Annotated in this window: 20 protein-coding genes; 15 read left to right on the forward strand and 5 right to left on the reverse strand. The window is 62.1% G+C overall.

Annotation, left to right across the window (positions count from 1 at the left end):
• Positions 1 to 118: 118 nt before the first annotated feature.
• From I6L46_RS03520 to I6L46_RS03570, 11 genes are all read left to right on the forward strand, one after another.
• Entirely contained in the window at positions 119 to 1,267 is a 1,149-nt protein-coding gene (locus I6L46_RS03520; RefSeq protein WP_107685135.1) for an isochorismate synthase MenF, read from the forward strand.
• Positions 1,264 to 2,910: a (2,3-dihydroxybenzoyl)adenylate synthase gene (locus I6L46_RS03525; protein ID WP_216977413.1), complete on the forward strand. Its 1,647-nt coding sequence runs from the start codon at positions 1,264 to 1,266 to the stop codon at positions 2,908 to 2,910. The genes I6L46_RS03520 and I6L46_RS03525 overlap by 4 nt, the downstream gene beginning before the upstream one ends.
• Positions 2,907 to 3,839: an isochorismatase family protein gene (locus I6L46_RS03530; protein WP_216977414.1), complete on the forward strand. Its 933-nt coding sequence runs from the start codon at positions 2,907 to 2,909 to the stop codon at positions 3,837 to 3,839. The genes I6L46_RS03525 and I6L46_RS03530 overlap by 4 nt, the downstream gene beginning before the upstream one ends.
• A complete protein-coding gene (dhbA, locus tag I6L46_RS03535; RefSeq protein WP_216977415.1) occupies positions 3,836 to 4,597 on the forward strand; it encodes a 2,3-dihydro-2,3-dihydroxybenzoate dehydrogenase in 762 nt (253 codons plus the stop codon). The genes I6L46_RS03530 and dhbA overlap by 4 nt, the downstream gene beginning before the upstream one ends.
• A 124-nt stretch (positions 4,598 to 4,721) precedes the next feature.
• Positions 4,722 to 8,711, forward strand: a complete 3,990-nt coding sequence (locus I6L46_RS03540; RefSeq protein ID WP_216977416.1) for a non-ribosomal peptide synthetase — start codon at positions 4,722 to 4,724, stop codon at positions 8,709 to 8,711.
• A complete protein-coding gene (locus I6L46_RS03545) occupies positions 8,708 to 9,577 on the forward strand; it encodes a hypothetical protein (RefSeq protein WP_216977417.1) in 870 nt (289 codons plus the stop codon). Before I6L46_RS03540 ends, I6L46_RS03545 begins: the two co-directional genes overlap by 4 nt.
• A gap of 301 nt (positions 9,578 to 9,878) precedes the next feature.
• Positions 9,879 to 10,967, forward strand: a complete 1,089-nt coding sequence (gene pdhA / locus I6L46_RS03550; protein ID WP_042052718.1) for a pyruvate dehydrogenase (acetyl-transferring) E1 component subunit alpha — start codon at positions 9,879 to 9,881, stop codon at positions 10,965 to 10,967.
• The gene (locus I6L46_RS03555; RefSeq protein ID WP_021231077.1) at positions 10,960 to 11,946 is read left to right on the forward strand and encodes an alpha-ketoacid dehydrogenase subunit beta; all 987 of its coding nucleotides are present in this window, start codon (positions 10,960 to 10,962) and stop codon (positions 11,944 to 11,946) included. Before pdhA ends, I6L46_RS03555 begins: the two co-directional genes overlap by 8 nt.
• Positions 11,943 to 13,043 carry a dihydrolipoamide acetyltransferase family protein gene (locus tag I6L46_RS03560; protein ID WP_216977418.1) on the forward strand — a complete coding sequence of 367 codons (1,101 nt, stop codon included), beginning with the start codon at positions 11,943 to 11,945 and terminating at the stop codon, positions 13,041 to 13,043. Before I6L46_RS03555 ends, I6L46_RS03560 begins: the two co-directional genes overlap by 4 nt.
• A 208-nt stretch (positions 13,044 to 13,251) precedes the next feature.
• Positions 13,252 to 13,461 carry a cold-shock protein gene (locus I6L46_RS03565; RefSeq protein ID WP_005302803.1) on the forward strand — a complete coding sequence of 70 codons (210 nt, stop codon included), beginning with the start codon at positions 13,252 to 13,254 and terminating at the stop codon, positions 13,459 to 13,461.
• 90 nt (positions 13,462 to 13,551) lie between these two features.
• Positions 13,552 to 13,857, forward strand: a complete 306-nt coding sequence (locus I6L46_RS03570) for a hypothetical protein (protein ID WP_108540234.1) — start codon at positions 13,552 to 13,554, stop codon at positions 13,855 to 13,857.
• On the opposite strand, the gene I6L46_RS03575 is transcribed toward I6L46_RS03570, so the two are convergent.
• Positions 13,844 to 14,092, reverse strand: a complete 249-nt coding sequence (locus tag I6L46_RS03575) for a TIGR02647 family protein (RefSeq protein ID WP_005334209.1) — start codon at positions 14,090 to 14,092, stop codon at positions 13,844 to 13,846. The genes I6L46_RS03570 and I6L46_RS03575 overlap by 14 nt on opposite strands.
• A 245-nt stretch (positions 14,093 to 14,337) precedes the next feature.
• Between I6L46_RS03575 and I6L46_RS03580 the strand changes: the two genes are divergently transcribed.
• Together I6L46_RS03580 and I6L46_RS03585 are read left to right on the forward strand one after the other, a co-directional pair.
• The gene (locus I6L46_RS03580) at positions 14,338 to 14,886 is read left to right on the forward strand and encodes a hypothetical protein (protein ID WP_108540237.1); all 549 of its coding nucleotides are present in this window, start codon (positions 14,338 to 14,340) and stop codon (positions 14,884 to 14,886) included.
• Positions 14,887 to 15,045: 159 nt separating this feature from the next.
• Positions 15,046 to 15,438 (forward strand): DUF2750 domain-containing protein, encoded by a 393-nt coding sequence (locus I6L46_RS03585; RefSeq protein ID WP_005334204.1) that lies wholly within the window; start codon positions 15,046 to 15,048, stop codon positions 15,436 to 15,438.
• A 94-nt stretch (positions 15,439 to 15,532) separates the two neighbouring features.
• Here I6L46_RS03585 and I6L46_RS03590 read toward each other — a convergent pair whose 3' ends face one another.
• The 4 genes from I6L46_RS03590 to I6L46_RS03605 form a co-directional block, all read right to left on the reverse strand.
• A complete protein-coding gene (locus I6L46_RS03590) occupies positions 15,533 to 17,383 on the reverse strand; it encodes an extracellular solute-binding protein (protein ID WP_216978004.1) in 1,851 nt (616 codons plus the stop codon).
• Between the two features lie 128 nt (positions 17,384 to 17,511).
• Complete coding sequence (locus I6L46_RS03595; protein WP_005350628.1) at positions 17,512 to 18,258, reverse strand: DNA-binding transcriptional regulator YciT; 747 nt, start codon at positions 18,256 to 18,258, stop codon at positions 17,512 to 17,514.
• A 94-nt stretch (positions 18,259 to 18,352) separates the two neighbouring features.
• Complete coding sequence (locus tag I6L46_RS03600) at positions 18,353 to 20,785, reverse strand: formate C-acetyltransferase/glycerol dehydratase family glycyl radical enzyme (protein WP_216977419.1); 2,433 nt, start codon at positions 20,783 to 20,785, stop codon at positions 18,353 to 18,355.
• A gap of 4 nt (positions 20,786 to 20,789) precedes the next feature.
• Positions 20,790 to 21,686, reverse strand: coding sequence for a glycyl-radical enzyme activating protein (locus tag I6L46_RS03605; RefSeq protein WP_216977420.1), 897 nt, complete (start codon positions 21,684 to 21,686; stop codon positions 20,790 to 20,792).
• A 128-nt stretch (positions 21,687 to 21,814) separates the two neighbouring features.
• On the opposite strand from I6L46_RS03605, the gene fsa reads away from it, so the two are divergent.
• A complete protein-coding gene (gene fsa, locus I6L46_RS03610; protein WP_158111122.1) occupies positions 21,815 to 22,468 on the forward strand; it encodes a fructose-6-phosphate aldolase in 654 nt (217 codons plus the stop codon).
• A gap of 131 nt (positions 22,469 to 22,599) precedes the next feature.
• Entirely contained in the window at positions 22,600 to 22,779 is a 180-nt protein-coding gene (locus tag I6L46_RS03615) for a hypothetical protein (protein ID WP_005344504.1), read from the forward strand.
• Positions 22,780 to 22,789 lie beyond the last annotated feature (10 nt).

Genomic DNA, 22,789 nt, shown 5'->3' on the forward strand with positions numbered 1-22,789 from the left:
TTGTATTGATCACTATTTCGCTCCTTGTTAGGATGCCGTTCACCCTGATATCTGGTGAGTCAAATGACTCACCTTAAGTCGTGTCAGGCAGTGATTCATTCCAAGGAGTAGCACTGTCATGTGTGACCATGCACTGGAAGGAGAGTGGCCCGCCACAGCGGCCGGGTTGGATAAAGTGTGCTGTTTTGCCAGCGGTGACAGGGTACTGGTCGCTTCCGGTATCCACGACAGTTTTACCGGCATTCCACCGGAAAAACTGCTCGCCCATCTGCGTCAGTTGCGCCAACAGGGGATGGACAATCCCATCGCCATCGGCGCCATTCCGTTTGATACCCAATCCCCCTGGCATCTGGTGATCCCGGCGCAATCGCAGTGGGTTGCAAGGGATGCCCTGTTGCCCGCCCGCTGTTGCCAGCTCCATGGTGCGGTGAGTGAAGTGACCGGCGCTGCCCACTATCAGGGGGCGGTGCGGGCGGCGCTGCAGCAGTTTAGCGAGGGGCGGCTTGAGAAAGTGGTGCTGTCGCGCGCCATCGACGTGCAGAGCGCAGAGCAGACCTCACCCGCACACGCCTATGGCTCTCTGCTGGCCCAGAATCCGGGCGCCTATGTGTTCCAGATCCCGCTGCCGGATGGGGAGACCCTGCTTGGCGCCAGCCCCGAGCTGCTGGTATCGCGCAGCGAGATGGCGGTGGTGAGCAATCCGCTGGCGGGATCCCGTCCGCGCCACGCTTTTCCTGATCAACCGGCGGCCAGTGCCGAGCTGCTGGGGGCGCAAAAAGATCGCTATGAACATGCGCTGGTGGCCGATGCAGTCGCTGCGGCCCTCGCTCCCTTCTGTCGCGAGCTGGACGTCCCTCTGGAGCCGCAGGTGATCGCCACTCCTACCATGTGGCACCTCTCGACCCGCATCGCCGGACGGCTCCATGAGCCCTCTCCCGTGCTGGCTCTGGCGCTGGCGCTGCACCCGACACCGGCGGTGTGCGGCACGCCGCTCTCGGCAGCGCGTCAGGCCATCGCCCGGCTTGAGGGGTACGATCGCCGCTTCTACTGCGGCGCCGTTGGTTGGATGGATGCCGATGGCAATGGCGAGTGGGTAGTCACCATTCGCTGTGGCGTGCTGGCCGGCAGGCAACTGCGGCTCTATGCCGGCGCCGGGGTAGTGGTGGGCTCCTCGCCGGAAGCGGAGTGGCAGGAGACCGCCGCCAAGCTCGGCACCATGCTGCGCGCCTTCGGCCTCGAAAGCCGGGAGCCGGAGGTAACTGCATGAAGCCGCTGGTGCCCTTTACCCCCTGGCCCGCCGAGCTGGCGGCCCACTACCGGGCGCAAGGGTGGTGGTGCGGACAACCGCTCACCGCACTGCTCGATGACTCCGCCGCACGTTATCCCGAGCGCACGGCCCTGATCTGCGGCGAGCGAACCCTCAATTATGGCCAGTTAAAGCGTGAGGTCGATGCACTGGCGGCGCGGCTGGCTGCGCGCGGGCTGGGCCACGGCGATAGTGCGCTGGTGCAGTTGCCCAACTGCGCAGAGTTCTATATCTGCTGGTTTGCCCTGATCCGCTGCGGAGTGGTGGCGGTGCACGCCCTCTACAGCCATCAGCGGCGCGAGCTGGTGGCCTTTGCCCGCCAGATTGAGCCCGCCTTGCTGGTACTCAGCCCCTCCCATCCCGGCTTTGCCGGTGAAGCGGGGAGCCTCGTGGCCCTTGATGAGCTGGTATCGCCTTCCTGCCAGACACTGCTGTTCGAGCAGGCAGAAGGCTCCGATCTTCAGTCAGGATTTGCATGGTGTCAGCCTGACCCGATAGCCCGTGCTGATGGTTCGCCGCTGACGGCTATCGAGCCAACTCCTACCCCGGCCGATCAAGTCGCTTTTTTCCAGCTCTCCGGCGGCAGCACCGGCACCCCCAAACTGCTCCCCCGTACCCACGATGACTATGGCTACAGCGTGCGCCAGAGCGTAGCGGTGTGCGGCTGGGATGAGCGGGTGATCTATCTCTGCGCTCTGCCAGCGCCCCACAACTTTCCCCTGAGCTCCCCCGGGGCACTCGGGGTGTTTTATGTCGGTGGCTGCGTGGTGCTGGCAAAGGATCCTTCCGCCGCAACCTGTCTGCCGCTGGTGCAGCGCCATCAGGTCAACTGGGCGGCACTGGTGCCACCGGCTCTGGCGCTCTGGCTGGAGGCGGCCAGCCACTATCCGCAGACCTCTCTGGAGTGTGTGCAGGTGGGAGGTGCGCGCCTCAGCCCGGCTCATGCCGAGGCGGTGGCGAGCCGCCTTGGTTGCCGTTTGCAGCAGGTGTTTGGCATGGCCGAGGGGCTGGTCAACTACACCCGCATCGAGGATGACCAGTGGCACATCGTCAATACCCAGGGCCGTCCAATGAGCCCGGGCGACGAGGTGGAAGTGAGGGATAGCGACGGGCGCCCCTTGCCCGATGGTGAGTGCGGCGAGCTCTGGACGCGTGGCCCCTACACCTTTCGCGGCTACTTCAAGGCTGATGCCCACAATCAGCGGGCTTTTGACCGGGACGGTTTCTACTGCACCGGCGATCTTGTCTGCCGCTTGCCCGGCGGTCATCTGATGGTGGTGGGGCGCAACAAGGATCAGATCAACCGGGGTGGCGAGAAGATCGACGCCCTCGAGATTGAAGAGCTGTTGCTGACCCACCCGGAGGTGCGGCAGGCGGCGCTGGTCGCCATGCCCGATCCCATGCTCGGGGAGCGCAGCTGCGCCTTTTTGATGTGCCGCGAGCCCCTCAATCTGCCCCGTTTGCGCCGTTTCCTGCGCGAGCAGGGGGTGGCCGATTACAAACTGCCCGATCGCTTGGTGCTGGTGGAGCAACTGCCCCACACCCCGGTCGGCAAGATAGACAAACAGACGCTGCGCGAGCAGCTCGCCAAGGAGTGTGCATGACCATTCAATCCCTCGCCGCCTATCCGCTGCCTACCGCAGAAGAGCTGCCAACCGGGCGGGTAAACTGGCCCTTCGAACCGGGCCGTGCCGCTTTGCTGGTCCACGATATGCAGCACTATTTCGTCGATTTCTACGGGCCGGGCAATCCGCTGATCAATCAGGTTATCGACCATATCGCCACCCTGATCCGTCAGGCGCGAGTTCTTGGCATGCCGGTGGTCTATACCGCCCAGCCCGCCGAGCAGAGCCAGGCCGATCGGGCCCTGCTCAACGACATGTGGGGGCCCGGATTGACCCGAGCGCCGGAGCGTCAGCCGATTGTTTCGGCGCTGGCCCCCGAGCCGCAGGATACGGTGCTGACCAAGTGGCGCTACAGCGCTTTTTGCCGCTCACCGCTGGCGAAGCTGATGGCCGAATGGGGGCGGGATCAGCTGGTGATCTGCGGCATCTACGGCCATATCGGGGTGATGCAGACGGCGGTCGATGCCTTTATGCGCGATATCCGCCCCTTCCTGGTGGCAGATGCCATCGCCGACTTCTCCCGCGAGGATCATCTGCTGGCGCTCTCCTATGTCAGCCGCAATGCCGGTCGGGTGATTACCGTGGCCGAGGTGATGGCGGCCAGCAAACGCCCCCTGACTCGAGAGTCACTGCGTGATCTGGTGTTGGCGCGGCTGCCCGCCGAGATGCAGCAGGAGCAGCCCACCGAGGATGACAATCTGCTCGACTATGGTCTCGACTCGCTGGCGGTGATGGGGCTGGTGGAAGAGTGGCGTCAGCAGGGGCTGGTGGTGGAGCTGGCCGAGCTGGCCCGCACGCCGACCCTGGCTCACTGGTGGGAGCTCCTCTCCCGTCAGCTTAATGTCAGTCAGGCCAAGGCTCGTCAGGTTAACGAAGTTCACGTCAGCGAACCGGAGTACACCCCATGAGCGAGTGGCAAGGCAAAACCGTCTGGGTAACCGGCGCGGCGCAGGGAATTGGCCATGCGGTGGCGCGCACCTTTGCCGAGGCGGGAGCCAGCGTGGTGGCGTTCGATCTGCAACTGGCCGAGGCGCTGCCCGGCAACGTGAAGGGGGTGGTAATCGATGTCAGCGACAGCGAGGCCGTGACCCGCTGCAGCGAACAGCTGCTGGACGAGGGGCTGGGGCCCGATGTGCTGGTCAATGTCGCTGGCGTACTGGCGACCTGCAGGCTCGATGAGGTGGATGACGCCCTCTTGCAGCGCACCTTCGCCATCAACACTTTCGCCCCTTTCTACCTGATGCGGGCCCTGACCCCCTGGTTTCAGGGACGGCGCAGGGGCGCCATCGTCAATGTCTCCTCCAATGCCGGTCGGGTGCCGCGAGTGGGGATGGGCATCTATGGTGCCTCCAAGGCGGCGCTGACCAGCCTGACCCAAACGGCAGGGCTGGAACTCGCCCCCTACGGCGTGCGCTGCAATCTGGTGTCGCCGGGCTCGACCCGTACCCCGATGCTGTACGGCATGTGGCAGGAGGGGGAACAGCGTGAAGGGGAGCTGCGCACCATCGCGGGCCTGCCCGGGCAGTTCAAGCTGGGGATCCCCCTTGGCAAATTGGGAACACCCGACGAGGTGGCTGCCTGCGTGCTGTTTCTCGCCTCCGATGCCGCCAGCCATATCACCTTGCAGGATCTGGTGGTCGATGGCGGTGCCACCCTGGGGGTCTAGCCCGCGCGCTGCCGATCTGGCAGGCGTGACACTCTCTTTATGGAGGAGGCCTGGCCTCCTCGCTTTTCAGCCATGCGGGCAGGGGCAGCCGCTGCCCGCTCTATGTTTGCGCAAGGACATTCCCATGGAACAGACAATGGCGATGCGCGCCACCCACCAGCGTGGGGAGCACCCACGCTGGCCACTTACCACTGCTCAGGCGGGCATCTGGTTTGCCCAGCAAAAATACCCGCAGAGCCCCGCCTGCAATACCGGCGAATACTGGCTGCTGGAGGGGGCGCTGGCTCCTCATCACTTCACCCGCGCGGTGCGCCAGACCATCGACGAGATCCCCGGTCTGCACTGCGCCTTTGTGGCTACTGCCGATGGTCCGCAGATGGTGGCCAACCCCGCCTGCTGGCAGCTGGCAGAGCGAGATTTGCGCAGCGAAGCCGATCCACTCGCAGCCGCGCAGGCCGAGATGCGTGCGCAGCTGGCCGTCCCCTTCAATCTGGCCGGGGGGCCACTGTTTGCCACGACGCTCTATCGCCTTGGCGAGGGGCGGTGGGCCTGGTTTATTGCCGTGCACCATATCGCCATCGACGGCTTTGGCCTGAGTTTGCTCTGCCAGCGGGTGGCGAGCTGGTATGAGGCGCTCTGCATCGGCGAGCAGCTTGCTCCCTGTCGTTATGCGACCCAGCAGGAGTTGTTGGCCGAGGAGGCGGCCTATCAGGATTCGCCGCGTGCCGCGCGGGATCGCGATTTCTTCGTGCAGCAGCTGGCCGGGGTGGAGAACCCGGCGTCGCTCTCCCGCCGTCCGGCGCAAGGGCCGGGCCCCACCTATCGTCTTGAACAACGGCTTGCTGGCCGCCAGTGGCAGGCATTGGTGGCGCGGGCGAGTCGTTCGGCCTGTCACCCCTACAGCCTGCTGCTGGCGGCGGTGGCCAGCTATGTGCAGCGGATGAGTGGCGCTGGCGAGGTGGTGCTGGGTATTCCGCTGATGGGGCGACTGAGCTCAGCGGCGGCCGATACCCCCTGCATGAAGGTCAATGTGGTGCCCCTGCGCATCGAGCTGAGCGGCACCAGCCGGGTAGGGGAGTTGCAGGCACAGGTCGAGCGGCAATTTGCCGCCCTGCGCCGTCATCAGAGCTGCCGTCAGGAGTGGTTGCAGCAGCGTCAGCCGGGTCAGCCGCTGTTTGGCCCTCAGGTCAATCTGATGCCCTTTGCCCGTACCCTCAGCGTTGGTGAAGGACACAACCATGTTCGTGGCGAGGTGCAGGTGCTGGCGGCGGGGCCGGTGGAGGAGTGCGCCTTCTACTTTGCCGAGGAGGCAGGCGCTATGACCCTTACTCTCGAAACCCGTCAGGGGCGCTTCAGCAAACAGGAGAGTGAACGTCATCTGGCCCGGCTGCTGGCCTATCTGGCGGCCTGGAGTGAGGCGGATGACGAGGCCCTGGCGGTGCGCTTGCCGCTGTTGCTGCCCTGCGAGCAGGCTGAGCTGGCGCGCTGGAACCAAACCGACCATCCGTTGCCGACCACCACCCTGAGCGCACTGCTGGCCGAGGGGCTGGCGGCGGCGGATCAGAGCGCCATCGCGCTGGAGTGTGGCGCCGATCACTGGAGTGTGGCCGAACTGCGCCAGCGTACCCGCCAGCTGGCCAGCTATCTGGCGGGAAGGGGCGTGGGCCCCGGTTGTCGGGTGGCGGTAGTGATCCCGCGCTCTACCGAGCTGATTCTCGCCCAGCAGGCCATCATGGCGGTGGGGGCCGTCTATGTACCCGTTGATCCGGACTATCCGGCGGAGCGGATCGGCTACATTCTCGCCAGCAGTGATCCTGCGCTGGTGTTGACCTGTCATACGCTTCAGATGCCGCTCGACGTGGCCGCGCCACTTGTCTGCCTCGATGCCCCCGGTGTGGCAGAGCAGCTGGCGGCGGGAGAGTTGGCAACGACAGCACCTTGTGATCTGCCAGCCCCCAAACCGGAAGATGCGGCCTACATCATCTACACCTCCGGCTCGACCGGCCGCCCCAAAGGGGTGGTGGTGAGCCATGGCGCCATCGTCAACCGGCTGCTCTGGATGCAGCACATGTATCCCATCGGCCCGGCGGATCGGGTGCTGCAAAAGACCCCGGCCGGTTTCGATGTCTCCATCTGGGAATTTTTCTGGCCCTTTATGACCGGGGCGCGGCTGGTGCTCGCCAAACCGGGCGGCCACAAGGATCCCGCCTACCTTGCCGAGCTGATTGAGCAGGCAGGGATCACCACCTTGCACTTTGTCCCCTCCATGCTGCAGATCTTCGTCGCACAGGCCGAGCCTGCCCGTTGCTGCGCCCTGCGGCAGGTCTTCTGCTCCGGTGAGGCGCTGCCCGCGGATCTGGTGCAGCGCTGGTATGGGGCATTTTCAGCCCCCCTGCACAACCTCTATGGCCCGACCGAAGCGGCGGTGGATGTCACCTGGTATCCCTGCCGGGCAGACGAGGCGGTGACCAGCGTGCCCATCGGCTATCCGGTCTGGAATACCAGCATCCACATTCTCGACCCCTGGTTGCAGCCGGTGCCTCCCGGTGTGGCGGGGGAGCTCTGGATCGGCGGCGTGCAGGTGGCGGAGGGCTACTTTGGCCAGCCCGAGCTCACCGCCGAGCGCTTTATTGCCAACCCCTTCGGGGCGGGACGGCTCTATCGCAGCGGCGATCTGGCCGCCTGGCGCGAGGATGGCGCCATCGAGTATCTGGGGCGCCTCGATTTTCAGGTGAAGATCCGCGGCCAGCGCATCGAACTGGAGGAGATCGAACAGGTGCTGCTGCGCCATCCCCGGGTGGCGCAGGCGGTGGTGCTGGCCCCCGAATTTACCCCCGGCGATCGCCGTCTGGTGGCCTATGTGGTGGCCGCAGATAGCACAGAGCTGACGCTGGCCGAGCTTACACCCGCCCTTGGCGCTGCCTTGCCCGACTACATGGTACCGGGGCTCCTGGTAAACCTGGCCGAACTGCCGCTTACCCCCAATGGCAAGCTGGATCGCAAGGGGCTGCCGCTGCCCGACATGGCGTCGGCGGTGGGTCAGTCACTGCCGAAAACCTTGCTGGAGGAGCGGCTCTGTCGCCTCTTCGCCGAGGTTCTGGGGCTGGCGCGGGTCGGCGCCGACGATAACTTCTTTGCCCTCGGCGGCCACTCCCTGCTGGCGGCGCAGCTGGTGGTGCGCATTGAAGAGTCGACCGGACAGGCGCTCACTCTGGCTAGCCTGTTCGAAGCGCCGAGCCCTGCCCAGCTGGCGCGCCGTCTTGGCGGCGAGCGGGAGGCAATGCCCATGCTGTTGCCCCTGCGAGCGTCCGGTGCGCCGGCGGGTACATCTGGTCCCACTCTCTTTTGCGTCCACCCCGCCGGCGGGCTCGGCTGGTGTTATGCGCCGCTGGTGCCCCATCTGCCGACCAACATGGCCGTCTATGCCCTGCAGGCGCGGGCGCTCTGTCAGCCGGATGCGCCGCTGCCCGCCAGTTTCGACGAGCTGGCACTCGACTATGTGACCGAGCTGCGTCGTCAGCAGAGCGAGGGGCCCTACTGGCTGCTCGGCTGGTCGCTCGGGGGCATGCTGGTGCACCGGATGGCCGCCATGCTGCAAGAGCAGGGACAGGAGGTTGCCATGGTGCTGCTGCTCGATGCCTACCCCTGTCAGCAGTGGCAGACCCAGCCGTTGCCCGACGAGCAGCGGATGCTCGATGCGTTGCTGCGGATGGGAGGCATTGCGGTTGCGGACGATGCGCTCGACTCCCTCACCCGCGACGAGGTGGTGGCACGGCTGGGGGCGGAGGGGAGTGCGTTGGCCATGCTCGACGAGCAGGTGGTGAGCGCCATGATTGAGCTGGTTGGCCATAACAACAGGTTGATCCGTGAACCGGTCGACTACTGCTACCACGGGGAGGTGATCTTTATCGAGGCGTCAGCCTCCCGCCAGCCCTGGCTGGATGGACGTGGTTGGGAGCCGCTGACAAAAGGGGAAATCCGCTATGAGCGCTTCCCCTGCCTCCATCAGGAGATGGTGCATCCCGACTGGCTGGCAAAGATCGGCGCCCTTATTGGTGAGCGGGTCGATGGGGTCGGGCAGCAACCGCACATCCGGCAGGAGGGGGATGCATGACCCCGGTTGCCGCCATCCGGGAAGCCTTGCAGGCGGGCAAGCTGGTGGGACTGGGGGAGCCGCACTGGCACCCGGATTTTATCCGGCGCCAACACGCCTGGCTCTGTGATCCTGCGCTCTGGGGAGTCATGACCGATCTGGTGCTGGAGTGCGGCAACCGCCGCCATCAGAGCTTGCTCGATGCCTGGCTGACGGGGCAGGAGAGCTGGCAGGGTGAGCCGCTGACGCTGGCGCTGCTCTATCCGGTCTGGCTCGACTCCTGCGCCTTTCCCGCCTGGATGGCCCCCGAGTTTCCGGCTCTCTTTTCCGCTCTGCGCCAGAGCAATCTGGCGCGCCCTGAACATATGCGGCTGCGGGTGCATCTCTGCGAGCCCTTATTCGAGTGGCAGGAGATGAGTCCGGAGCGGTGGCAGCAACACAACAGGGGGCGGGATCTGGCGCTGGCCGACTATCTTCTTGCACTTCCCGCCCGCGGCGTGGTGGTGCTGGCGGGGGCGCGTCATCTGCTCAAAGTCGCTGGGGATCCCCACTTTGCGCAGCCGACGCTGGGCCAGTTGCTGGAGGCCGCACGGCCGGGTTGGCTGCAGGTGCTTCACCCTTGGCCAATGGCTGATGGAAAGGGAGATGAGGAAGAGGAGCGAGTGTGCGAGCTGGCCGATATCACAACTGCCGACCTCTATCCCCACTGGCCAGAGCATCCGCCGCTGGAGACTCTTATCGACAGGTTGGTGCGCGTGGCTGACCGGGGGCGGGAGATGCGAATTTGCCCCACCTTGCTGGCCGAGCCCTGGCGCAGCCGCTTGCTGAGTCGCGCTCACTTGCTGCCAGCTGGCATGGCCCGCCAGCTGCAACAGTGGCTGGCGTAACTGCTGGTTGGAGTAACGGCGGACCGAAGTAACAGCTAACTGAAGTAACTGCTGACTTGAGTAACTCAATGGGGGAGCAAGGCTCCCCTTTTTCACATTTGGCATCCTGCGTTCAGTGCTGCAAAGTTGCACCATTTACGGCATACCTTACCACTCATCGCCGAAAATTCAGCTCCTTCGTTACTTTAAAGAAGTTTCTACTGGTCTTACCTGAGTAAATCCCTTTGCTTTTTATTTAACAAGGTATTTACATCTAGGTGTCACCAGCATCGGTGACGCTCACAACGGCAAGGAGCCAGTTATGACCCATGTCGACATCCCTTTCCTTCGTTACCTCGATGCGGAAGGGTGCCCGGTCGCCACCTTACCGACCTGGCTGGACAAGGCGATACTGCACACCTTCTACCGCAATATGGTGATGGTGCGCAGCTATGACAAAAAAGCGATTGCGCTGCAACGAACCGGCAAACTCGGTACTTTTCCCTCCCATCTCGGCGCAGAAGCCGTGGGGATTGGCATTGGGCTCGCCATGCAGCCGCAGGATGTCTACGTTCCCTACTATCGGGACATGCCCACCCTCTATGTGCGGGGCGTGCCGATGGAGAAGAACCTGCAATATTGGGGCGGTGACGAGCGGGGCAGTTATTTTCTCAAACCCGATGGGACTCCCTCTGAAGATCTCCCCATCTGCGTTCCCATCGCCACCCAGATCACCCACGCCTGCGGTATTGCCTCGGCTTTCAAACTGCGTAATCAACCGCGGGTTGCCGTGGTCACCATCGGTGACGGCGGCACCTCCAAGGGGGATTTTCTGGAGGGGCTCAACTGCGCCGGTGTCTGGCACCTGCCGATGGTGATCATCGTCAACAACAACCAGTGGGCCATCTCGGTGCCGCGCAAGCTGCAATCGAGCGCTCCTACGCTGGCCCAAAAGGGGATTGGTGCAGGGGTGCGCAGCCTGCAGGTGGATGGCAACGATGTGGTTGCGGTCTACGATGCCGCCCGCAGTGCCGTCGAGCGGGCCCGCAGCGGCAAGGGGCCGACCCTGATAGAAGCGGTCAGTTATCGCCTCGGCGATCACACCACGGCCGACGATGCCACTCGCTATCGAGATGGGGCCGAGGTCGAGGCCGCCTGGGCGAAAGAGCCGGTCAAGCGGCTGCGCCAGTTTATGCATAGCAAAGGCTGGTGGGATGAAGAGCAGGAGCAGAGCCTGCTGGCGGAGGCTACCCGAGAGGTAGAACAGGCGGTCGCCCGTTATGAGGCGATGGCGCCCCAGCCGCCGGAGGCGATGCTCGATTATCACTACGCCAGCCTGCCCGCCGAACTCATGCCCCAGCGCGAGCGAGTGATTGCCAAGGGGATGAAGCAGGAGGTTGGCCATGAGTGAGATCAGTCTGCTGGAAGCGGTCAACATGGCCCTTCACTACGAGATGGAACACGACCCGGATGTGGTGGTACTGGGCGAGGATGTGGGGGTCAACGGCGGGGTGTTTCGCGCCACCGTTGGCCTGCGCGACAAGTTCGGTTTTAAGCGGGTGATCGACACGCCGCTGGCCGAGGGGCTGATCGCCGGGGTGGCGGTCGGTATGGCCACTCAGGGGCTCAAGCCGGTGGCTGAGTTCCAGTTTCAGGGTTTCATTTTCCCCGGTATGGAGCAGATCATCTGTCAGGCGGCGCGGATGCGAAACCGTACCCGTGGCCGCCTCTCCTGTCCCCTTGTCTATCGCTCCCCGTATGGCGCGGGCATCCATTCGCCGGAGCATCACAGCGAAAGTGTCGAGGCGCTGTTTGCTCATATTCCAGGGCTGCGAGTTGTGATCCCCTCCAGCCCGAGACGCGCCTATGGCCTGCTGCTCTCGGCCATCCGCGATCCGGATCCCGTGATGTTTTTCGAACCGGACCGCATTTATCGCTCGATGAAATCCGAGGTGGTGGATGACGGTGTCGGCCTGCCGCTGGATGTCTGCTTTACCCTGCGCCCGGGCCGGGATATCACGGTAGTGGCCTGGGGAGCCTGCATTCAGGAGGTGATGCGGGCGGCGAACCTGTTGGCCGAGCAGGATATCCAGTGCGAGGTGCTGGATCTGGCCACCATCAAGCCGCTGGATATGGAGACCATCCTCACCTCGGTGCGCAAGACCGGCCGCTTGCTGGTGGTGCACGAGGCGTGTGGCAGCTTCGGGGTCGGAGCCGAAATTGTGGCGCGGGTGACCGAGCAGGCACTTCCCAGCCTCAAGGCGCCACCCAAACGGCTGACCGGCGTGGATGCCGCCGTTCCCTACTATCGCAACGAAGCGTATTACCTCATCACCGAGCAGGATATCGCCGATGCCGCTCACCAGCTGATGGAGAACCAGTGGCTATGAAATTTTTCAAATTACCGGATCTGGGTGAAGGGTTGGCCGAAGCCGAGATCGTCGAATGGAAGGTGAGTGCCGGTGATACCGTCGCGGTCGATCAGGTGCTCTTGTCGGTGGAAACGGCCAAGGCGCTGGTGGATGTACCCTCTCCGGTGGCCGGGGTGATCGCCCGTCTCTGCGGCGCCGAGGGGGATATCCTCCATATCGGTGTGCCGCTGGTGGAGTTCGAGGGGGGGGAGGATGATGGCACCGTAGTGGGCAAGGTGAGCGCCCATCAGCAGCATATCGAGGATCACTTCGTGGTGGGGGCCATTGCCCCTGGTGGCGCGCTGGTGCAAGCCATGCCTGCCGTGCGCCTGCTGGCGCAGAAGCTGGGTCTGGAAATCGACCGGATCAAGGGAAGTGGCAGCGGCGGCATGGTGACCGAGCTGGATGTGCAGCAGGCATTCGAGGCCCAGCAGAGCAGTGGCAACGAATTCCTCAAAGGGTCACGGCGGGCCATGGCCAAGGCGATGGAGCTCTCTCATCAGACTGTGGTGCCGGTCAGCATCACCGATGAGGTGGATTTGCGTCACTGGCGCCCTGATGAGGATGTGACGGTGCGCCTTATCAAGGCCATTGGCGTGGCGTGCCGCGCCGAGCCCTCGATGAACGCCTGGTTTGATGGTGAAACCCTGTCACGGCGGCTGTTCAAAGAGGTCAATGTAGCCATCGCGGTGGATTCAAAGCATGGCCTTTATGTGCCGGTGATGGAGAACGTGGCCGAGCGGGAGGGGGCAGATATCCGGCAAGGGCTGGATCGGATGATCGCCGATGTGAAGGCGCGCGCCGTGCCGCGCGAGATGTTGCAGGGGGCGACCATTACGCTCACCAACTTCGGTGCCATCGCAGGCCGCTATGCCAGCCCCATCGTCACGCCGCCGCAGGTAGCCATCATAGGGGCAGGCAAACTGTTCGAAAAAGTGGTGTTCATCCATGGTGAAGCGCGTCCCGTCAGGGCATTGCCGCTGTCGATGACATTTGACCACAGAGCCTGTACTGGCGGGGAGGCGGCTCGTTTTCTCAGAGCGCTGGTCGAAGCGTTGGAAGCAGCCACCTTATAACGGTTTGTGCCCTGCCGTTGGCAGGGCACAAATTTGTTTGCGTAATCTACAAAGCCACGTATAATCCAAACCAGCTTGAAAGGGCGATAGTTATGTCAATGAATACGATGTTTCACATCTTGTCCTGTTGTTCATAAGTTAATCCCGTTTTTTGAGCTTTACCCGCTGAAAAGCATAAGTAATTATTTTGAATACAGGTTTAAAAGATATGTCTAACATGATCACCGGTACCGTTAAGTTTTTCAACGAAACCAAAGGTTTTGGCTTCATCCAGCAAGAAAACGGCCCGGACGTTTTCGTTCACTTCAGCGCCATTCAAGGTAACGGTTTCCGTACCCTGGCTGAAGGTCAGCGCGTACAGTTCTCTGTGACCCAAGGTCAGAAAGGCCCGCAGGCTGAGAACGTAACCGCTCTGTAATTCTTACAGAATTTAAGAAAGCCGTGGTACCTCTGGTGCCACGGCTTTTTGTTTATATGGCTTCTGCTACTGACTCCCATGTGCTGAATCATGCTGTTATCGCTCCTGCTTGCTGCCACCTTGACTCCGACGTCCGATGCGCCGGTACCGGTTCAATCCGCGATGGAAGCGCAGGTGATCTGCCAGCAATTTGTCCAGGTCCGGATGGGCACTGCACAGCAACCCGATGAGGTGAATGCGCGACTGGTGCCTGAAAGGGAGGGGGAGTGGCTGGTGGATGGCAAAGTAAAAGGACCCGAAGGTCCTTTGCTGTTTGCCTGTCATCTTCACCAAGGGGAGCGCTGGGAGCTACTCAACTTTTCGCTCTGGGCACCACAGCCGGTCAAAGCGGTTTGAGTGCGACCAACAGATGTTGCAGGTGTTCAACCATGGTCATGCCAAACGGGGTGAGATAGCCGCCATCTTCTGCGCTGATGAGCCCCTGTTGATGCAGACGGGCTGCCGCCTGGCACAACTCTTCAGACATATCGCTGCGTAATTTAATCCCCAGGCTCATGTTGGCCGGATCAAAGCATGCCAGTATTTTCAAATCGTTCACGAATTCGTTAGAAACCTGGTCGATCCCAATCATGGATTTACTCCTTACGCTAAAGATGTATGCAAACTAGCATCCCCGGATCCACTTTAGTGGGCGCTGGCTCAAATTATTGATCTTTGGCTGGATGCTGCGTTTCAAATGCTGTTTTTTTCGGCGTAATCAGATGGTTGGCTGACAGCTTCGCCAAGGGCTGAGCCGGACCAAACGTGGTAGGATAGGGCACTTCTTTATATCGGACGGTCTATTGGTGGCTGTTCGCCCTGTTCAAGGTATCGCTCATGGTCAAGATCACTCTGGTATCCCTGCTGCATTCACTTTGTACCCGCTTTCCGGTTTACCCCGCTGCTTCGTTGACGTCCCTGCTGGATGCCCATCAGGGCGAGGTATGGTTGCCTGCACGCAAGGGGGCCGACATTGCGCTGTTACGCAAGCATGCCAAGGGGGCTCATGAGCTGGCGTCACTCGATGCGGGCTGGTGTGATTTTGCCGCCAGCGACAGCGGTGATACACCCGAGCTGGATGCACTGGCCAACTACGACAGCGAGATGATGGATAACCTGCTGATGTACTGGCACACCGCCGCCAAGATCAACAGCCCGATCACCGATAACCTGTTCGAGCTGCGTCGCGAAGTGGTGGATGAGGCCCACGGTGCCAAACTCGCTGCCGCCTGGGAGCAGCAACAACAGCTGCGTTTTGAGCAGCTGATGGCGATGGCGGCCAATGGCCGGGATCTGCTCTGCTTTGTCGAGGTGGAGTCCGCCTACTGGCTGCGGCAAAAGCTGAGCGAGCAGCCTGATGTGGAGCTGATCACCCCTGCGCTGTAAAAGGGGCAATATGATGGCTGGCGGTCTCGCTATCGAGGAGGCTGCTCTATCCTTATTTGCGTCATTGTCCTCCCCATCCGGTGCCAAGGGGCTGCAAGCTGGACAAGCTGACGACAAGATGTGAACATGGCGCCCTTTATCGAGAGAGAGACTTGGCCAATGAGCTATGAACTGAGCGACACCGAGCGCAATGCCGCGCTGCAACTGAACGCTGATTACCGTTACGATCACTTCATCAGCAAGCTGGTCGAGCATGAAGAGCTGTTCGTCCTGACTGACGAGCATGGCGTCATGATGCTGACCACCGACGATGAAGATTGCATCCCGGTATGGCCGCACCCGGAGTACGCCAAGGCGTGGGCCGAAGGTGAGTGGGCCGATTGCAAGCCGCAGTCCATCACCCTGAAGGTGTGGCTGGAGCGCTGGGTTGACGGTATGGAGCAGGACGAACTGTGTGTTGCCGTTTTCCCGACCCCGGATCAGGAAGGCATCGTACTGGAGCCTGCTGACGTGGCTGACGCCATTGCCGAGAAGCAGGCCAAACGCGGCTGATCACCGAGCTATTCGCAACACCGGTTGCCAACAAAGACCCCGCTATCTGGCGGGGTCTTTTGTTTTAAGGACTTTTGCCGATGGGCTGATGCAATCAGGGCTGGCGATAAGTGGTGTCGATGATGGGCTCGGCCGGGAAAGTCTTGCCACTCTTGATGGCTGCCCTGGTCTCGGATTTTAGCTCTTCATCAATCCATAGCAGACCGCCATAGCTGTAACCGCTGTTGTCGCCCCCAAGAGGCCAGTAAAGCTGCTCGCTCTTGGGTGTTGCAGGTACTTTTGGCAGTTTTATCCAGCGCCAGGCGCCTTCCCGGGTGTAGGGCACCTGATAGGCGGGGACGAAGCTTGCCAGCTCATAGAGCCGCTGCTGGATCTGCCGTGACAGGGCCGCCTTTTTGGCAAAGTCGAACTCCTTGTCATACTGCTCCACCAGAGCCGTGATGGCATCGTCATCGATGTTCATGATGTTGTTGGTCTGGGGCTTGTTGGCGTTGACCTTGTGGAAGAACTCCCAATAGGCGGGATAGCGGCTGCCCGCCCAGGCCATCCAGGCGCTCTGGTGCTTTTTCTCCAGCATCGATTTGAAACCGGCCGAGGCATCCATCAGGTTGAGCTCCAGATTAAGCCCCGCCTTCTTGGCCTCTTCCCGCAGCAGCGTGAGCCGCTGGGCGTGCTCCGCCGTGGTGTAGGTGATAGCGAGGGTAAGTGACTGCCCCTTGTCGTTTTGCAAAATTCCCTGCGGCCCCACTTTGTTGAAACCGGCTTTGGCAAAGTATTCCCGTGCCAGTTTGGGAGCGAACGGACGGGCCTTGATCTCGCTGTTGGTAAACTCCCCCTGACCTGAGCCATAACTGTTGAGTCGCTGGTAATCCCCCCGCAGCAGGGTGGTGAGCATCTTGTCGAGGTTGAGGGCATGCTGGATCCCGAGTCGCACATCGAGATTATTCAGCAGCGGATCGGCGGTGTTGAGATAGAGCCCCATTGGCGATTGCGGGGTCTGGTTGTAGAACCAGGTGCGCGCTATATAACCCTTCTCGAACTCCGCGGTTTTGGTCTTGTCGTGCCACCAGTTGGGCATCACCAGCGGGAAGGTGTCGAGATCGCCGCGCAGGAAGTGCTGCCAGGCGATGTTCAGATCCCTGAGCACCTTGATCTCGATCCGTGCAGGATTGAAGCGATGCTGGAAGTAGCGCTCGTCATCCCCCCACCAGTTTTCAATCCTTTTGAAGGTGACCGATTTGCCCTTTTTCACCTGATCGATCTGATAGGGGCCGGTGACCGGCAACACCTTCCAGTTGTACTCATTGACCCAATTGCTGGTGAGCTTGATGGCGTGGCTCGGCTCCGGGCTGATGGGCAGCGACTCGAGCAGATCCTGGCGGCTCTTTTCGGTGCCGCTGGTGATGGCCAGGGTGTGATCATCAAACTTAGTGATATCGGCTATCTGGGTGCTGTAGTAGTTGTTGTACCAGGGGTCGTTGATCTCTTTGCTGCGCATCATCTTGAGGGTAAAGAGCCAGTCATCGGCGGTTACCGGTTGGCCGTCTGACCAGCGCGCTTTGGGATTGATGCGAAAATAGAGGGTCTTGTTGTCGGCGCCGAAGGCCCACTCGTTTGCCAGCATCGGCATGGGGCTGCCGGTGACGGGATGGGTGCTCAGCAGAGGCAGGTTGGTTTCCCGCACGTAACCGGCAAAGCCGCCGTTGGAGTCGGGGCCATATTTGCGCAGGGTCAGGGGGAAGCTGGTCATAAAGGTGCGAAAGGTACCGCCGCGCTTGGCGGCTGGATCGGCATAGAGAGGATCCTGGTTGTTGCTCTCCCACTTCAAGTCGGCGGGCAGCGTGGCACTCCAGCCAAACGGGCTCCAGCACAGGGTCAGGGTGATGGCGGTGGCGCGAATGATAGGGGGGAGTCGGCGCTCCCCGGCGGTGATGGTCGATGGCATGTCCTTGCTCTCCTGAAAATCTGCTTCCTGCAGGTCACGCACTGGTGATGTCAGTCCCGATGGGAACTGGCTCATCATGAAAATTTTATCCTGTCAGGTCAATGAAATAGCGTGAATTAGCGGGTGGCCTAGGCCGCAACGCAGTGCAGGGTGATCCCCTTGGCCGCAATGGCAGCCCGCATGGGGGCGGGAAGGGCATCGTCGGTAACCAGTACGTTGATCTGGCCCGGCGCGCCAAGCTGGCTCGGGTGGATGGCGCCAAATTTGCTGCTGTCGGTGATGACAACATTGGTCATCCCCTTGGCCAGCACGCTGTTGACCACGTCGGCCCGCATCATGTCGCGGCCAGTGAAACCCATCTCGGGATGAAAACCGTCGACCCCGATAAAGGCCTTGGAGAAGTGCACCTGCTCGATGCAGAGGCGCGTGAGCGGCCCCACCACGCTCTCGCTCTGATGCTGGAACAGCCCGCCGAGCAGCACCACCTGAGCCGGGGTGTCTTTGAGCAGATGGGCGATATAGCTGCTGATGGTGATGATGGTGACCCGTTTGTGCAGGGCCAGATGTCGCGCCAGCATGGCGTTGGCGCTGCCCCCTTCGATAAAGACTGTTTCGCCATCCTCTACCAGCTGGGCTGCACGCTCGGCGAGGCGCTCCTTGAGCAGGTAATTGATGTTCATCCGGGCATCCGGGTCATCGGTCTCCAGCGCCATAGCCGAGCCGTGTACCCGTCTGAGCAGCCCCTGTTTTTCCAGCGCGGTGAGGTCGTTGCGCACCGTCACCTCAGACACGCCGGTATGTCGGGAGAGTTCACTCACGCTCATCTTGCGAGCCTGATGGACCAGAGTGAGGATCAGTTGGTGGCGTGGATTCATGGTGCGCTCACATAGAAGGTGGTGGATAGCGGCAAGCCACCCGTGGGGTGGCTTGCCAATCATATGACGTCACTGGCGCCATGGGTGCGCCCCGTCAGAGACTGTGCTCGGTGCGGGCGATGATATCATCTTGCGCATCCGGGGATAAGGCGGTGAAGAAGGCTGAATAGCCCGCCACCCGTACCACCAGATCCCGGTACTGATCCGGATTGGCTTTGGCCGCCAGCAGGGTCTCCCGCGAGACGATGTTGTACTGCACGTGCCACCCCTTGTGCACCTCGAAGAAGGTGCGCAGCAGGCTCATCAGCTTGGCCTTGTCCCGCTCGTTCTCAAGGCTCGCCGGACTCAGCTTCTGGTTGAGCAGCACCCCGCCGAGGATGGCCGCCGTGGGCAGCTTGCCGATGGAGTTGAACACCGCCGTCGGGCCGAGACGATCCGAACCCGACGAGGGGCTGGCCCCTTCCGCCAGCGGCGTGCGGGCATGGCGACCATCCGGGGTGGCCATGGTGGCGGCACCGAAGGGCACGTTGGCGGAGATGGAGGAGGTGCCCGCATAGTAGGTACCGCCGATGGGGCCGCGGCCGAAGCGGGTGTTGTGCAGTCCCTTGAGCTCGTCGATGTAGCTCTGGTAGGCCTGCACCAGTAGCAGGTCAACCTCGTCCAGATCGTTGCCATATTTGGGGGCGGCATTGGTGAGGCGCTGGCGCAGCTGCTCCCCCGCCAGTCCGGCAAAATCTTGCTCCAGCGCAGCAGCCAGCTCGTGCTGATCCACCACACCCTGCTCGAACACCAGTTTCTTCAGGGCTGCCAGACTGTTGCCGAGGTTGGCGATCCCCACCTGCAGACCGGAGACCCAGTCATAGACGGCGCCCCCCTCCTTGATGGTCTTGCCGCGCTCGATGCAGTCATCCACCAGGGTGCTGCAGAGGATGTCATGGGCTTGAGCCTCCAGCACGCTGTCGACCACGCAGTCGATCTCGATGGATTTGCGGGTGAAGTAGCGCACCTGCTCATCCCAGCGGGCCATCACTTCGTCAAAGTTGCCAAAACTCCCGTCTCGCAGCGACTGGGGTTGGGGCAGGAATACCTTGCCGGTGGTGGCATCGCGGCCGCCATCCAGCGCCGCCAGCAGGATGCGGGCGAAGTTGATAAAGCTCATGCCGGTGCAGCGGTAGCCCCACTTGCCGGGCACGGCGGTCTCGATGCAGCCTATGGCGGCGTAATGGTGGGCATCCTCCACGCTTACCCCGAGCTTGATGAACTCTGGGATCACCACCTCGTCATTGTTGAAGGCGGGCATGCCGAAGCCGCAGCGGATCACCTGAATGCAGGCGTCGAGGAAATCCTCGCTCATCCCGGCATGGTAGCGCACCGAGAGGTTGGGCTGGGTGGATCGCAGCTGGCCGCAGGACTCCAGAATCGCGTAGGAGAGGCCATTGACAGCATCATTGGCACTGCCATCCCGCCAGTTCTGGCCACCGATAGTGACGTTCTGGTAGAGCGGGCTGCCGGCGGAGGCCTTGGAGTGGGTGCCGGAGCGGATCTTGTTCACCTCCAGCAACTTGAGCCAGCACCCTTGCAGCAGTTCGATGGCGCGCGTCCGAGGCAGGGATTCCGACAATTCCACCTCGCGGCGATACCAGGGGTAGAGGTACTGATCCATCCGGCCAAACGACACCGAGTGGCCGTTGGATTCGATCTGCAGAATGAGCTGGATGAAGTAGCAGAGCTGCAGCGCCTGCCAGAAGGTCTCGGGGGGCTGGTGGGCGATGTGGGCACAGTTGAGCGCGATGGTCTCAAGTTCGCTTTGGCGCTCGGGGCGAGATTCTTGTGCTGCCATATCATGGGCAAGTGCGGCGTAGCGCGAGATGTGATCGCTGACCGCATCCAGAGTGATGGCGACGGCGTGCAGGAACTGCTCGCACTGCAGATCGGCCCAATCCGCCAAATCCAGCCGACTGCGGCGCTCGGCCGCCTTGGCCTTGAAGCCATCGAGACCCAGCGTGAGCAGCTCCTCATAGTTGACCGCGAGGTGGGCATCCCCCGAGGTCATGTTGCCCTCGGCCTTGATGATGCCGCTCTCCAGCAGCGCTTTCTGCTCGTCGGTAAAGAGGCCGAAGCAGCGATCCTGCACCGTCTGGCCGCGCCAGAAGGGGGTGAGGGCGTGGATGATCGCCTTGTCGGTTTCGCTGACCGCAAAACCGGCGCCGGGACGGTCTGCCAGCTCGTCGATCTCCTTCTCAATCCAGCTCACCGTGTATTCGGGAAACAGCGGCGCCGCCCGTACCTGACTGGCCTGATTGCCGACGATCAGCTCGTCGTGCTTGATCCAGATGGTGCGCTCCTTGAGGTGATGAGCCAGCGCCAGCGCGCGGCGCACCGGCAGCGGCCGGGCGAGATGAGCCTGATAAGCTTCGGTGTAGTGGCGGGCTCGCTCGGTGCAGACCGGCGGCTGAACGATGTGGATCAGGCTCTCTTTGTGGGCGCGGATCCGCGGGCTGAGGGTATTGAGGTCGAGCTGGGTCATGATCTTATCCTCTGGTCACAGGGGGCAGCCCCTGACGTTGGGCGTATGCATGGGCAAAGTGGAGTAAATCGGGGTCGTCGAGCGGTGTCTCTGGCGCCTGATAGGGCAGATCCAGCAGGGCATATTTGCCCACGCCTAAGGTGTGGTAGGGGAGGAAGTGGATCTCCTGCACCGTGCCGAGGCTGGCTGCGGTGTCGGTGATGGCTTCGATCGATGCGCGGTCGGCATTGAAGCCGGGAATGAGCGGCACCCGGATCTGCATCGGCACGCCGTGCTCGGCGAGGCGTTTGAGGTTCGCGATGGGCAGCTCCACCTTGCCGCGGGTCCAGTGGAAGAAGCGTTCTTTATCCACGTGTTTGAGATCCGCCAGCAGCAGATCCAATGAGGGGAGGCTTGGCTCAATCTGGTGCCAGGGCACATGCAGGCAGCTCTCGACCGCGGTGTGCAGCCCTTCGGCCTTGCAGCGGGCCAGCAGGTTGGCAGCAAATTCGGGCTGCATAAACGGTTCGCCACCGGAGAGGGTGACGCCACCGCCGCTGCGCTCGAAGAAGGGGCGATCCCGCAAGATGGTGTCCATCAGGGTGTCCAGGGTTTCATCGCGGCCGCACACCTGCAGCGCTTCGCTTGGGCAGAGGCCGCGCAGCCGTTCCATATCATCGGCCTTGAGGGCAGAACGGCTGAGCTGGATGCCCTCGCTGTCACGCAAGATTGCCGGACAAGCCTGGCTGCAGAGCTGGCATCCCTCGATGCACTGGCGCCGGTCGAGTAGTATGTCCGGCTTGGGAGAGCGGCTTTCCGGGTTTTGACACCACAGACAGGCCAGCGAGCACCCCTTGAGAAACACCAGGGTGCGAATGCCGGGGCCATCGTGAGTTGAATATCGTTGCAGGTCGAAAATCATACCGCCTCCTTTTGTTTTTTCATTCTATTTGCTTTCATTCGAAAGTTGATTTGATTTCGATCAAGCTATTTGCAGATGTTTTTTCGCTAGAATGGCGACATATTGAACATCCCGTTAAGGAGTCAGAGATGGAGCTGTATCTCGATACCGCCGATGTGGCGGCAGTGCGTCGCTGGTCACGGATCCTGCCGTTGGCCGGTGTCACCACCAATCCTTCCATTACCGCCGCCGGGGGATTGCCGCTTCGCGAGCTGCTGCCCGCCCTGCGCGATGTGCTGGGGCCCAAGGCGCGCCTGTTTGCCCAGGTGATGGCCAAAACCGAAACCGAGATGGTGCGCGAGGCATTTGCCCTGCGTGAGCTGGACCCGGATCTGGTGATCAAAATCCCGGTATGCGCAGAGGGGCTGGCTGCAATCAAGAGCCTGACCGCCAACGGTGTGCCGACCCTGGGCACCGCTGTCTATACCCCGCTGCAGGGCTGGCTGGCGGCGGTGGCGGGGGCGGAATATGTCGCACCTTATGTCAACCGGCTGGATGCCCAGGGGGGCGATGGCATCGCCACCGTGCAGGAGTTGCAACAGCTGCTTGTGCTGCACGCACCGAACAGCAAGGTGCTGGCGGCGTCATTCCGCACTCCCCGTCAGGCGCTCGACTGCCTGCTGGCCGGTTGCCAATCGATCACCTTGCCGCTCGATGTGGCCGAGCAGCTGCTGAACGTGCCGGCGGTGGATGCGGCGCTGGTGAAGTTCGATCAGGATTGGCAGCGCGCTTTCGGTCGCTGATCCCGGTGGCAAGCTGATTGCAGTGATTGAGGGGGGAGGGTGAAGAAGCGCGGGTGATGGGGATTGACCGACTAGACTGGAAACAGGTGGCCACCTTCGCGGGCCGCCCTGCAGTCTACCGGAGGTATCCCATGAGCGACCATCTGCTGCTCCCCCATGGTGAAGATTTGCGTCGTGCGGTGCTTTGGCTCAGCGAGCATCACCAGCACGATATCGCCGCCATTGAAGAGGCCAGCCTGCGTTTTGATCTCTCGCCGCTGGATGAGGAGTTTCTGATCCGGCACTGGCTCGACAGCCAGCGCCAATCATGAAGATCCGAGG

The organism is Aeromonas sp. FDAARGOS 1416, assembly GCF_019048085.1.
In the GTDB taxonomy this organism is placed as follows: domain Bacteria; phylum Pseudomonadota; class Gammaproteobacteria; order Enterobacterales; family Aeromonadaceae; genus Aeromonas; species Aeromonas veronii.